The organism is Streptomyces sp. TLI_171 (genome assembly GCF_003610255.1).
Classification (GTDB): domain Bacteria; phylum Actinomycetota; class Actinomycetes; order Streptomycetales; family Streptomycetaceae; genus Kitasatospora.
In genome coordinates this window covers 765,359-778,927 of sequence record NZ_RAPS01000001.1, presented here as the reverse complement: position 1 = coordinate 778,927, position 13,569 = coordinate 765,359, and the positions used below count along the sequence as shown (strand labels likewise).

The window sequence follows — 13,569 nt, the reverse complement described above, 5'->3', positions numbered from 1 at the left end:
GCGCAGTCATCCTGGCCGGACCATGCGAATCGCTCGGTAACGTTCACATCGCTACCGGAAGGTGCTCACGGTGCCCTCAACCGTTCTCAAATCACGTGCCGCCGTAGTGGTCAGCACTCTCCTGCTCGCCGCCTGCGGCCCCGGCGCCCTCGTCGTCCTCGCCCCGACGGCCGCGGCCGCCACGGGCCTCACCCAGTACGTCGACCCGTTCATCGGGACCGACGACAGCAACGCCCCCAACCCGGTCGGCGGCGGCGCCGGCGGCTCCACCTACCCCGGCGCCACGGTGCCCTTCGGCGGGGTGCAGTTCAGCCCCGACACGCCGACCGCCTCGCCGTCCGGCTACCGCGACTCCGACACCTCGATCGAGGACTTCAGCCTCACCCACTTCGACGGGGCGGGCTGCTCCAACAACGAGGACCTGCCGCTGCTGCCGGTGACCGGGAGCCTCGGCGCCTCGCCGGGCAGCAACTGGACCGGCTACGCCTCGGGCTACACCAAGGCCAACGAGTCCGCCGCCCCCGGCTACTACAAGAACCGGCTCGACCGGTACGCCACCACCGTCGAGCTGACCGCGACCACCCGCACCGGCATGGGCCGCCTGAGCTACCCCGCCACCGGCGCCGCCCAGCTGCTGGTCAACACCGGCCGCAGCGCCACCGGCAACCGCAGCGGCTCGGTACAGGTCAACGGCTCCGAGCTGACCGGCAGCGTCACCGCCGGCGGCTTCTGCGGCTCCTCGAAGACCTACCAGATCTACTTCGACATCCGCTTCGACCGCGCCCCGACCGGCTTCGGCACCTGGAACGGCGGCACCGTCGGCGCCGGCTCCAGCAGCACCTCCGGCAGCAACACCGGGGCCTACGTCACCTTCGACACCACGGCCTCGTCGACCGTGCAGTTCAAGGTGGCGCTCAGCTACGTCAGCATCGCCAACGCCCAGGCGAACCTGACCGCGGAGAACAACGGCTGGGACTTCGCGGCCGTGCGCTCCGCGGCCGACACCGCGTGGAACAAGGTGCTCGGCCGGGCGCAGGTCACCGGCGGCACCTCCACCGACCTGAAGAAGTTCTACACGGCGCTGTACCACGTGTTCCAGAGCCCCAACATCGCCAGCGACGTCAACGGCGACTACCGGGGCTTCGACGGCGCCGTCCACAACTCCGCCCGCCCGGTGTACCAGAACTACTCCGGCTGGGACATCTACCGCTCGTGGGCCGCGCTGATCGCCCTGATCGCACCGAACGAGGCCGCCGACATCGCGAACTCCATGGTCCTGGACGGCCAGCAGGGCGGCCTGCTGCCCAAGTGGTCCCAGCAGACCAACGAGGACTTCGTGATGACCGGCGACCCCGGGCCGATCATCGTCGGAAGCATGTACGCCTTCGGCGCGCGCGGCTTCGACACCGCGGCCGCACTGGCCCTGATGAAGAAGTCCTCGGCCGGCGGCACCGCGCAGGGCTCGCCGATCCGCGGCAACCAGGGCACGTACACCAACCTGCACTACATCCCGGGCGCCCCCTCCGACTCGCTGGAGTACTCGGCCTCCGACTTCGCGGTGGCCCAGTTCGCCAAGGCGCTCGGCAGCACCGCCGACTACACCGCCTTCATGACCAAGGCCCAGTGGTGGCGCAACACCTACGGCCCCGACGCGGGCTACGTCCAGCCGCGCAACTCCGACGGCACCTGGAAATGGCCGCTGGACCCCGCCTCCCCGGCCGACTTCACCGAGGGCAACGCCGCCCAGTACACCTGGATGGTCCCCTACGACTACGCCGACCTGATCAACGACATGGGCGGCCGGCAGACCGCGGTCCAGCGGCTCGACCACCACTTCACCCAGGTCAACGCCGGGCAGAGCCTGCCCTACTACTACATCGGCAACGAGCCCGAGCACGCCGTGCCGTGGGCCTACAACTACGCCCGCCACCCCGCCGGCGCCTCCGCGGCCGTCCGCAAGGTGATGACCGAGTCCTTCACCACCGGCGCCGGCGGACTGCCCGGCAACGACGACCTCGGGGCGACCTCCGCCTGGTACGTCTGGGCGGCCCTCGGCCTCTACCCGTCGACCCCCGGCGTCGACACCCTCGCCGCGCACGGCCCGACCTTCCCGTCGGTGGTGCTCCACCGCCCGGCCGGCGACATCACCGTCAACACCATCGGCGGCGGCCCGTACGTCCAGGGCCTGGCCGTCAACGGCGCCGCCACCAGTCACAACTACCTGCGCTACCCCGACGTTTCGGGCGGCGCCACGCTGGACTTCACCATGGGCGCCGCGCCCAGCCCGGTCTGGGGCACCGGCGCGGGCGACGTGCCGCCCTCCTTCCAGGACGGCGCCGGCCCCGTGCCCGCGGCCCCGGACCTGGGCGCCAACCTCGCCCAGGGCAGGCCCACCAGCGCCTCCGCGGCCTGCGCCGCGGCCGAGTCCGCGGACAAGGTGGTGGACGGCAGCCTGCAGAACAACAGCAAGTGGTGCTCGCAGACGTCCGGCGCCAGTCTCCAGGTCGACCTGGGATCCGCGCAGACCGTCGGCTCGGTGGTGGTCAAGCACGCCGGCCTCGGTGGTGAGTCCACCGCGTGGAACTCGGCCGCCTTCCAACTGCAGACCAGTACCGACGGCGTCACCTGGAGCAACGCCGCGACCGTCGGCGGCTCGCGCGCCAGCCGCACCTACACCCCGTTCGCGCCGCGCACAGCCCGGTACGTCCGGATCGTGGTCTCCGCTCCGTCGAACACCGGCGGCAACACCGCCACCCGGCTCTACGAGTTGGAGGTCTACGCCGCAGGACCCGGCCCGGTGGCCGGCCCGGTCACCTCGGGCCTGAACACCGCGAAGTGCGTGGACGACTACTCGGCCGGCACCGCCAACGGCAACAAGATCGTCCTCTGGGACTGCAACGGCAGTGCCGCCCAGCAGTGGACGCCCACCGGCAACACCCTGCAGATCCTCGGCAAGTGTCTGGACGTCACCTCCTCGGGCACCGCCAACGGCACCGCGGTCCAGCTCTGGGACTGCAACGGCACCGGCGCCCAGCAGTGGCAGTCCACCAACGGGACGCTGGTGAACCCGAACTCCGGCCGCTGCCTCGACGTCCCCAACTCCGGCACCACCAACGGCATCCGGCTCCAGATCTGGGACTGCAACGGCACCGCCGCCCAGAAGTGGAACCTGAACGGCGCGGTGTAGCCGGTCGAACGGCGAACGGCGAGCGCGACGGCTACGACCAGTTGAGGTCGTAGCCGTCGTTGCCGTTGCTGCGGTCGGTCGAGGACGCGCTGCGCATGGGTGTGCTCCCGGATGGCGAGGGTGGTGGGAGTGCCCGGGGGCGGTGACGATACGATACGTCTCGTCCCTCGGGTGTGATCATCGTCCTGCACCGCGGCGGACCGCGTCAAGACGAGACGGTGCGTCTCATGGAGGAATTTTGTGATGACCGCCTCAACTCCCAACCCCACCCTGCGCAACCAGCGTTCGCACCGGGCGATCCTGGACGCCGCGCTCGACCTGGCGACGCGTCAGGGCTACGCCAGGCTCACCGTCGAGGCGATCGCCGCGGCCGCCGGTGTCGGGAAGCAGACCATCTACCGCTGGTGGCCCACCAAGGCGGCCGTCGTCCTGGAAGCGATGAACGACCGCACCGGCCCGGCCCGCCGGGTCCCGGACACCGGCGACCTCGCCGCCGACCTCGCCGCCGCCACCCAGGGCGTGATGCGCCTGCTCGACAGTCCCCTCGGGCCGGTCTGGTGCGGCCTGATCGCCGACGCCCAGGGCGACGAGCGGCTCGCCGAGGACATCCGCACCACCTTCTTCGAACCCCGTTTCGCCTGCTGGCGGCAGCGCCTCGACAAGGCCGTCACCGCCGGCGAGCTCCGCGGCGACGTTCCGACCGCGACCATGGTCGAACTGCTCTTCGGCCCGATCTACTACCGCCTGCTCCTCGGCCTCGGCGCCCTCGACCCGGACGACACCCCCGCCCGGGTCGACTACCTGCTCAGCGGCCTCCGGAACACCTGACCGGGCCGTCCCCCGGTCGAGCGTGGCGACGGCGGTACCGGTGCGGCGGCCGGTGGGCGAACGGCTACGAACGGGTCACGGTTCGTTCTGTTAATAGAAGTGTTTGTATGTTCATCGACAGGCTCGCAGTCGGCTACCCCCAGCTACCCCGACTGGAGTCACGAGTGAGCCCCTCCTCCTCCACGCGCCGTCACACCCTTTCGGCTGCGGCCCTGGCGGCGACCGCCGCCCTGCTCGTCACCGGTGTCCAGTACGGCACCGCCTCCGCCGCCCCGGCCGGTCTCGGCCGGGACGCGGCGATCGCCAAGGCCCGGGCCAACGTGGCCGGCCACGCGGACCTGTTCGGCTTCGGTTCCGACCAGGGACTCGTGGTCAAGGACGTGGTGATCGACGCGGACGGATCGCAGCACGTCCGCTTCGACCGCACCTACCAGGGCCTGCCGGTGATCGGCGGCGACCTGGTGGTGCACCAGGACGCCCGCGGCAAGCTGAAGGACTCCTCGCGGGCCAAGGGCCACAACCCGGCCGTGAAGACCACCAAGCCGGCCGTCGCGGCGCAGACCAGTGCGGCCGAAGCGCTGCGCGAGGCCCCGGGCATCGCCGGCGCCACCTCGCAGCCGGAGCTGGTGGTGTGGGCGGCCGACGGCACGGCCCGGCTGGCCTGGCAGACCACGGTGAGCGGCACCGGCAAGCAGGGCCAGCCCACCGGCCGGATCGTGGTCACCGACGCCACCACCGGCGAGGCGATCGAGGCCTACGACTCCGAGCACCAGGCCACCGGCACCGGCCACTCCGAGTACACCGGCGACGTCGCGATCGCCACCACCCTGCAGGGCGACGGCAGTTACGCGCTGATCGACCCCGTCCGCGGCCACACCACCAAGGACGCGCACAACCTGTCCGCCAGCAGCGTCAAGGCGACCTCCGGCACGCTGTACACCGACGCCGACAACGTGTGGGGCGACGGGAAGAAGTTCTCCACCGACCGGGCCACCGCCGCCGTCGACGCGCACGCCAACACGGCCTGGACGTACGACTACTACAAGAACACCTTCGGCCGCAGCGGCATCAAGAACGACGGCAAGGGCGCCACCGTCTTCGTGCACGTCGGCACCAACTGGGACAACGCCCAGTGGTCCGACGCCTGCTTCTGCATGATGACCGGCGACGGCAACGGCAGCACCGACCCCGAGCAGGTCGACCTCGACACCATGGGCCACGAGATGACCCACGGCGTCACCAGCGCCACCGCCAACCTCCGCTACAGCGGCGAGTCCGGCGGCCTGAACGAGTCGACCAGCGACATCTTCGGCACCATGGTCGAGTTCTACGCCCACAACGCGGTGGACAAGGGCGACTACCTGTTCAGCGACCAGTCGACGCCGCCGTGGCTGCGCCGCTTCGACAAGCCCTCGCTGGACGGCGGCTCGGCCAACTGCTGGACCAAGAAGGTCGGCCAGCTCGACGTGCACTACTCCTCCGGGGTCGGCAACCACTGGTTCTACCTGGCCAGCGAGGGCAGCGGCGCGAAGACCATCGACGGCGTCGCCTACAACAGCCCGACCTGCAACAGCTCGACCGTCACCGGCATCGGCAACCAGAAGGTCGCCGCGATCTGGTACCGGGCGCTGACCGTCTACATGACCTCCACCACCGACTACAAGGGCGCCCGCGCGGCGTCGCTGAACGCCGCGCGGGACCTGTACGGAGCCGGGTCGGCCGAGTACAACACGGTCGCCGCCGCGTGGAGCGCCGTCTCGGTCTCCTGACGCGGCGCCCCGACGGATCGCCTCCCCCGACCGGCCGCGCCTCCTGAGCGACCGTCAGGAGGAGGCGGCCGGGAACAGGATGGCGGACAGCTCGGTGCGATTGGCGATGCCGAGCTTGCGGTAGATCCGGGCGAGGTGGTTGTCGACCGTGCGGGTGGAGAGCACGCACTCGGCGGCGATCTCCCGGCTGGTCCGGCCGCGCGCCGCCATCAGGGCGATCTCCCGCTCCCGGCTGCTCAGCGGGTCGGCCCCGGTCAGCGGGGTCAGGCCCGGGGTGGCCGCCGCCTCGCACAGCGCGCCCAGGTCCTGGGCGCGCTGTGCGGCGCGGGTCGCCCGCGCCCGGTGGCCCGCGGCCTGCCAGGCGTGCGCGGCCGACGCGAACCCCTCGGCGGCGCGCAACTCGACTCCCAGGTCGGCCAGTCGGGCAGCGGCGGATTCGATCTCCTCGGCCCGCCCGGCCGCGCAGGCGAGCGCCAGCCGGGCTCGCGCCGCCGCGTACGGGCCCTGCATCCGGGCCGCCGCCGCGGCCAGCGCGTCGGAGTCCTCCAGCACGCCCCAGCGCACCAGGTCGTCCAGCATCGCCACCGCCGCCGTCACCTCGCCGTCCGCCAGGGCGTGCCCCGCGGCCGAGCGGAGCAGCGCCGTCGCGGTCGGCAGGTTGCCCGCGCACAGCGTGACCCACGCCTGGGCGCGGACGGTGTCCCAGCCGCGGATCGGCGCGTCCGGTCCGGCGGGAGCAGTCAACTCGACCGCCTCCGGCGCCACCTGGCCGAGGTGCGCGGCGGCCAGCACCGCCCCGGCGAGCGCCCGGGCCGCGGCGAAGGACTGGCGCCGCAGCCGGGCCTGCGCCCGCGCCTCCCGGAAGTGCCCGAGCGCCGTGGCGGGCCGCCCGCGGTCCAGCGCGATCCGGCCCAGCGCCCACGGGAACCAGGCGGTCAGCGCCGGCACCGGCGTGTGCAGCATCGCCTGCTGCCCCTCCCGGGCGGCGGCCTCCGCCTCGTCGAGCCGGCCGGCCTCCAGCAGCGCCACCGCGAGCAGGTACAGGTTGCGGACGGGGTAGTACACGGCCGAACGCTCCGCCAGTCGGCGGTGCGTGACGTACGCGTCGCGTCCGCTCTCGACCGCGTCCGCGACCCGCCCGGTGGCGAGTTCGATCCGCAGCCGGGCCTGGAGCGTCAGCACGCCGCCCTGGCCGGCCGGATCCGCCGTCCCGCCCGCCCCGCGGTCCTCCCCGCGGTCCTCCCGGCCCGAAGTGTCGGCCCCCCGGCCGTCCGGGACGTCGTCGGGCTCGGTCGACCCGCGGCACGGGAGCCGGCCGGCGAAGGCGAGCCGGGCCTCGGCGGCCCGTCCGGCGGCGGCGAGCAGCACGGCCTGGCAGCCGGTCAGCGCCGGGCGGTCGCCGATCCGGTGGGCGGCCTCGGTGAGCACGGCCCGGGCCTCGTCGACGCGTTCGAGGCCGAAGCAGAGGCTCTGGGCGAGCGTGACGGCCGCGGCCTCCACCTCGCCCTCGGTGCGGGCGGCCGCGAAGGCGTCCCGCAGGACCGCCACCGCCTCGGTGAACTCGCCCTGCTGGCCGAGGGCTTCACCGAGCATCAGGCCGGCGGCCACGTTCGGCCCGTGCTGCAGGGCGGCCCGGGCGAGGCGGCACATGGTGGGCACGTCGTCGGCCCGCAGCGCCTGCTCCGCGGCCCGCACCAGGAGGTCCGGGCAGGACGTCCCGGTGGCCTCCAACTCCCATCGGGCCAGGTCGAGTTCGTCGCTCTCGCGGCGGGCGCCGTGGGCCCGGACCCGGGCCGCCTGGGCGAGCAGCAGCGACCGGGCCCGGACCAGCGTGGTGCGGGCCCGCAGCAGCGGCGCGTGCCAGGGCTGGGCGAGCGCGATCCTGGTCCGGCGGCGCTCGGTGCCGACGGTGACCAGCCCGAGCTCCTCCAGTTCGGCGAGCCCGTCCAGCCCCGCGTACGACTGGGCGTCGTCCAGGCCCACCGGCCCGCACAGGGCCAGGAGTTCGAGGACGGTGCGCAGCTCGCGCGGCAGCTCGCGCAGGGCGTCCGGCAGCAGGCCGTCGACCGCGAGCCGGTCCAGCGAGCCGTCCAGGCACCAGACCCCGCCGAGTTCGCGCAGCGCTCCCGAGGACACCGCCGAGCGGAGCAGCTCGCGCAGCAGTAGCGGGTTCCCGCCGCCCGCCGAGGCGAACGCGGCGCGGGCGGGCGTGGCCACCGGACCGCCGAGCGCGGCCTCCAGCAGGCGCGCGCCGTCGGCCGGGTCCAGCGGGTCCAGCGTGAGGTGGTGCAGGGCGTCCTGCCGCCACCAGGTGCGCAGCGCCTCGGGCAGGGCCGTCCCGGCGGGCAGGGTGGCGGCGAGGAACAGACCGGCCTGCTCGGCCAGCAGCGCCAGCAGGGAGAGCGAGGTCTGGTCGAGCAGGTGGATGTCGTCCACCAGGACCACCGGGCGCGGCCCGCCCCGCTCGCCCATCCGGCGGCTGACCTCGCGGAACAGCTCGACCGGGTCGTCGGAGTGCTCGGCGGGCAGCAGCGGGGCGAGCGCGAGCAGCGGCACCGCGGAAGCCGCCTCGGTCGCGCGGATTCTCCAACATCGGTGCCGGGCCCGCTCGTTCGCGAGCAGGAACTCCTCGCCGGTGCGGCTCTTGCCGACGCCGGGCGGGCCGGTCAGCACCGCCGCCCGCACCGACGGGCGCCGCAACGCGGCCCGCAGCGCGGACAGTTCGGCCCGGCGGCCGACAAAAGGCAGGCCCGACACGGTTTCGGGCATGGCGCAGTGAGCGGCAGACATCGGTTACCCCCCGGTTCGGATGTGTCGCTGCGCCACATTGTGGCAGCTCCGGGTCGAAAAGCCCCGCCGTATTCCGGCCGTGTCCCGCCCCGGTTGAGTACCGCCCGCGCCCGGGTTGAGTAATCGGCTGCTCTGTGGCCGCGGCGCGCGGCACTGCACTGTGGAGGACGTCAGGGGAACGGCACGGACAACGGGGGAGGAACGGAAGTGTCGGGAGGACAGGCGGTCGCCGAACGCGAAGGCACGGCAGCGGACTCGACGCCGCAGGCGCCGGAGGCGCTGGAGGCGGCGCTGCGCACGGTGATGGAACGTCAGGGCGCGGCCGGCTGGGAGCTGCGCGCCGAGGAGTTCTGGACCAGGCTGCTGCCGCCCGACCACCGCCCCCGCACCCAGGGCTGGAAGCTGCACGTCTCCGCCACCCCGGCCTCCGCGCCGCAGGTGCTCGCCGCGGCGGCCGGCCGACTCCTGGCGCTGGGCTGCGCGTTCAAGTACGCCGGCACCCTGGAGCGGGCCGAGGCGCTGGTATCCGGCCGCTACGACCGGGCCGGGGCGGGCAAGTTCCTCACCGCCTACCCCGACGACGACGCGCACGCCCTGCGGGTCGCCGAAGCCCTCGACCGGGCCACCGACGGCCTGGCCGGGCAGCGGATCCTCTCCGACCGGCCGTACCGCCCCGGCAGCCTGGTCCACTACCGCTACGGCGCGTTCCGCGGCCGGCGGGTGCTCGGCAACGACGGCAGCTACGAGATCCGGCTCATCGGGCCCGACGGCAGCACCGTCCGCGACGAGCGCCGCCCCGCGTACACGCCGCCCGCCTGGGTCAGCTGCCCGTTCCCCGAGCCGCCCGCCGCCCGGGTGACGCCGCCCGGCCGCCGGGAGCCGGAACGGGTGCTGCTGGCCGGCCGGTTCGAGGTCCGCGGTGCGATCCGGCACGCCAACAAGGGCGGCGTGTACCGGGCCGTCGACCGCGACAGCGGCGCGCCGGTGATCCTCAAGCAGGCCCGCCGGCACACCGCCGCCCACCCCAACGGGGAGGACGCCCGGGACGCGCTGCGGCACGAGGCCGCCGCCCTGGACCGGCTGCTCGGCGTCACCGGCGTGCCCCGCAAACTCGCCCTGTTCGAGCACGGCGGCGACGTGTTCCTGGCGCAGAGCACCGTCCCCGGCATCGCCCTGCGCCGCTGGACCGAGCAGCAGCTCACCGGCCCGGCCGGCCTCACCGGCCTGCCGATCCCCCAGGTGCTGGCCGTCGCCCGGGAGATCACCGACCTGGTGGCCGCCGCACACGCCCGCGGACTGGTGCTGCGCGACCTCACGCCCAACAACCTGATGATCGACACCGACGGCCGGATCGGCCTGGTCGACCTCGAACTCGCCACCCGCCCCGGCACGCCCGTCCACCGCGCCGGCACCCCCGGCTACGCCGCACCCGAGCAGATGGCCGCCGAACGCCGGTCCGCCGCACCCGAGTCGACGGCCGACCTGTACAGCCTCGGCGCGGTGCTGTACCACCTCGCCACCGGCGCCGACCCGGTGTTCGCCGAGGACGAGCCGCCCGCCCGCACCCTCACCCAGCGGCTCGCCGACCTGCTCGCCACCGCGGGCGTCCGCAACCCCGCCGCCCGCCGGCTCGAACCGCTGATCCTCGCCCTGCTGCACCACGACCCGTCCCGGCGCCCGCAGTTGGACGCCGTCCGGGCCGACCTCGACGACCACCGCCGGCCCGTGCCGCGCCCCCGCCGCAAGGACGCCGGGCTGAGCGCCGAACGCCGCGAGCGCCTGCTCCGCGACGGCGTCGAGCACCTGCTCGCCACCCTCCGGCCGGAAGGCCGACGCCTGTGGCCCACCGCCAACTTCGGCTCCACCACCGACCCGTGCGCCGTCCAGCACGGCGCCGCAGGACCGATCGCCCTGCTCACCCGCCTGGCCGACTGCCACCCCGCCGCCCGCGACGGACTGCGCACCGCCGCCGACTGGCTGGAACGCACCCTGCCCGCCGAGCCCACGCTGCTCCCCGGCCTCTACTTCGGCCGCTCCGGCACCGCCTGGGCCCTGCACGACGCCGCCCGCGCCCTCGACGACCCGGCGATGGCCGACCGCGCCCTCGACCTGGCCGCCCTGATCCCGCTGCGCAGCCCCAACCCCGACGTCTGCCACGGCACCGCCGGAGCCGGACTCGCCCAACTCCACCTCTGGCAGGCCACCGGCGACCGCACCTTCCTGGCCCGCGCCGAAACCTGCGCCGACCACCTCGCCGGCGCCGTCCAGGAGGACCGCGACGGCAGGCTGCGCTGGCAGATCCCCGCCGACTTCGACTCCGCCCTCGCCGGACTCGCCCACCACGGCTTCGCGCACGGCACCGCCGGCATCGGCGCGTTCCTGCTCGCCACCGCCCGGGCCACCCGCCGCAGCGACCTGCGCGGCCTCGCCGTCCGGGCCGGTGACACCCTGCTCGCCGCCGCCGACCACGACGGCGACGCCGCCTGGTGGGGCAGCGGCGAGACCGTCGGCGGCGACACCCGGATGCCCAACTGGTGCAGCGGCTCCTCCGGCGTCGGCACCTTCCTGATCCGGCTCTGGGCCGCCACCGGCGAGACCCGGTTCCGCACCGCCGCCGAAGCCGCCGGAGCCGCCGTGCTGCGCTCCCGCTGGCAGACCTCGCCCGCCGCCTGCCACGGCCTGGCCGGCAACGGGCAGTTCCTCCTCGACCTCGCCCAACTCCTGCACGATCCACGGTACTTGCACCACGCGGCGGAACTCGCCGGCTGCCTGGACGCCCGGCACGCCGTCCGCGACGGCCGCCGCCTGATCCCCGACGAGAGCGTGGTCGACGTCGTCGCCGACTACCAGACCGGCACCGCCGGAGCCCTCGACTTCCTGCACCGCCTCCAGCACGGCGGCCCCCGCCCCTGGATGCCCGAGCCCGGCACCGCGAGCGCCACCGCGGCCGCCCCGAGGCCCTGTTGATGAGCACCGCGACCCTCGCCCCCGCCGCCACCGTCCACCACCGCCTGTCCGCCGCGTTCACCACCGACGGCACCCGACTGGCCTGCCTCGCCGCCCACACCGACGGCCGCTGCACCGCCGAACTGTGGAACCTCACCGGCCCCGCCCCGCAGCGCACCGAACTGCGCGCCGCCCACGAGGCCGAGACCCCGCGCACCCAGGTCCTGCCACTGCCCGACGGACGCCTGCTGCTCTGCCGCAGCACCCCCGGACGGCACGACCTGCGCACCGCCACCCCCGGCGACCACCGCACCCGGCCGCTCGGCACCCTGTACCACCCGGCCGTCCGCCTGCTGCCGTGGCCCGGCCCCGAAGGACTCGCCGCCCTCGTCACCACCGACAGCCGGCGCCGCTCCACCCTGCGCCTGCTGGCCGGGCCCGGCCCCGACCTGCAGACCCTCGCCGAACTCCCCGGCGGCCTGCTCGGCGGCGACTGGCTCGACCCGCACCGCCTGCTCGCCCTGCACTACACCGACGGCACCGCCCACGGCATCGTCGTCGAGACCCGCACCGGCCGCGCCGAACCGCTGCCCGGCGCCGAACCCGGCGAACGCCCGTTGCTCGCCGCCCCGCGCACCGGACAACTGCTCGTCGCCGTCCCCACCGCCACCGGCAGCCACCGCCTCGGCCTGCGCCCGCTCGACGGCCACACCCCCACCCGCCACCCCGAAGGCCTCAACTCCCTTCCCGGCGGCATCCGCCCACTCGCCTTCGACCCCACCGGAACCCGGCTCGCCGTCCGCTCCGACCGCGGCGCGGCCGCCCGGATCCTGGTCCACCGGCTCGACACCGACACCGCCACCGAACTCCCCGCCCCGCCCGGCACCTTCGGCGACCGCGCCCACTGGACCCGCACCGGCCTGCACCTGCTGCACAGCAGCCCCGAACGGCCCACCGCGCCGCTCCGCCTGCCGGCCGCACCCGAGGCCGCCCCGGTCGCCGGCGTCCGACAACTGGCCGGCGCGGACGGGCCGTTGGAAGCCGTGGTGTACGGCGACCCGGGCACCGCCGAGCACGCCGTGCTCGCCCTGCACGGCGGACCCGAGACCGCCTGGCGGCTCGAGTACGACCCGCTGCTCGCCGAGTTCGCCGCCGCCGGCCTCGCCGTCCTCGCCCTCAACCAGCGCGGCAGCACCGGCTACGGCCCCGCCCACCGCGACGCCATCCGGCAGGACTGGGGCGGCCCCGACCTCGCCGACGTCCTGACGGTCGGTCACCGGCTGGCCCGCGAACGCGCCGCCCGCGGCCTCGAACCGCCCGCCCTCTACGGCATCAGCTACGGCGCCTGGCTGGCCCTGCTCGCCGGCACCGACCCGCACGCGCCCTGGTCGCGCTGCGCCGCCGTCGCCCCGTTCCGCTCCGTTCCGCACCTCGCCGCCACCGGCGCCCCCGGCGTCCGCGCCATGCTGCACCGCCTGGGCGCACCCGCCGAGCCCGCCGCCGAACGCGACCTGCACCGGCGTGCCGACCGGATCCGCGTCCCGCTGCTGCTCCTGCACGGCGAACAGGACGAGGTGGTGCCCGTCGCCCACTCCCGCGAGCTGCACGCGCACCTGCGCGACCTCGGCCGGGACGTCCACTACCGCGAGATCCCCGGAGCCGGCCACCACCCGGTCACCGGCCCCAGCGGCCCCGCCGTCCGGGCCGCCCTCACCGACTTCCTCCGCACGGGCGCGCACTGACGCCCCGCACGGAGGAGCGCCCCGCCGGGGCGCACCACCCCCGTTCCAACCAACCGAAGGAGTTCGTCATGGAGTTCGACCTGGAGCTGGACGCGCTGGAGCTGCTGGCCGAGGAGGAGCCGGCGGGTCTGGACCGTTGCTCGGAGACCTGCTGGTTCACCTGCACCTGGACCGCCTGAACCGTCTCGTCCGATCTCTCACCACCTCTCATTCCTGAAGGAGTTCGTCATGGAGTTCGACCTGGAGCTGGACGCGCTGGAGCTGCTCGCTGAGGAGGAGCCGGCGGGTCTGGACCGTTGCTCGGAGA

At 74.5% G+C, this 13,569-nt stretch carries 6 protein-coding genes; 5 read left to right on the top strand and 1 reads right to left on the bottom strand.

The features are described 5' to 3' along the window. The first annotated feature begins 70 nt into the window (after positions 1 to 70). The 3 genes from BX266_RS03555 to BX266_RS03545 all read left to right on the top strand — a co-directional run bounded on the left by BX266_RS03555 (position 71) and on the right by BX266_RS03545 (position 5,784). Positions 71 to 3,187 (top strand): GH92 family glycosyl hydrolase, encoded by a 3,117-nt coding sequence (locus BX266_RS03555; protein ID WP_220659686.1) that lies wholly within the window; start codon positions 71 to 73, stop codon positions 3,185 to 3,187. A gap of 243 nt (positions 3,188 to 3,430) precedes the next feature. Beyond that, positions 3,431 to 4,015 (top strand): TetR/AcrR family transcriptional regulator, encoded by a 585-nt coding sequence (locus BX266_RS03550; protein ID WP_099897470.1) that lies wholly within the window; start codon positions 3,431 to 3,433, stop codon positions 4,013 to 4,015. Positions 4,016 to 4,179: 164 nt separating this feature from the next. After that, on the top strand, positions 4,180 to 5,784 hold the full coding sequence (locus BX266_RS03545) for a M4 family metallopeptidase (protein WP_099897469.1): 1,605 nt from the start codon (positions 4,180 to 4,182) through the stop codon (positions 5,782 to 5,784). Positions 5,785 to 5,838: 54 nt separating this feature from the next. Here BX266_RS03545 and BX266_RS03540 read toward each other — a convergent pair whose 3' ends face one another. Beyond that, positions 5,839 to 8,553 carry a LuxR C-terminal-related transcriptional regulator gene (locus BX266_RS03540; RefSeq protein WP_180290364.1) on the bottom strand — a complete coding sequence of 905 codons (2,715 nt, stop codon included), beginning with the start codon at positions 8,551 to 8,553 and terminating at the stop codon, positions 5,839 to 5,841. 228 nt (positions 8,554 to 8,781) lie between these two features. Between BX266_RS03540 and lanL the strand changes: the two genes are divergently transcribed. Next, positions 8,782 to 11,541 (top strand): class IV lanthionine synthetase LanL, encoded by a 2,760-nt coding sequence (lanL, locus tag BX266_RS03535; protein WP_099897467.1) that lies wholly within the window; start codon positions 8,782 to 8,784, stop codon positions 11,539 to 11,541. Continuing rightward, complete coding sequence (locus tag BX266_RS03530) at positions 11,541 to 13,262, top strand: prolyl oligopeptidase family serine peptidase (protein ID WP_099897466.1); 1,722 nt, start codon at positions 11,541 to 11,543, stop codon at positions 13,260 to 13,262. The genes lanL and BX266_RS03530 overlap by 1 nt, the downstream gene beginning before the upstream one ends. Positions 13,263 to 13,569 lie beyond the last annotated feature (307 nt).

Coding starts and splice junctions, on each gene's coding strand:
- BX266_RS03550 (WP_099897470.1), top strand. CDS start 3,431: ATGACCGCCTCAACTCCCAACCCCACCCTGCGCAACCAGCGTTCGCAC.
- BX266_RS03540 (WP_180290364.1), bottom strand. CDS start 8,553: ATGCCCGAAACCGTGTCGGGCCTGCCTTTTGTCGGCCGCCGGGCCGAA.
- BX266_RS03530 (WP_099897466.1), top strand. CDS start 11,541: ATGAGCACCGCGACCCTCGCCCCCGCCGCCACCGTCCACCACCGCCTG.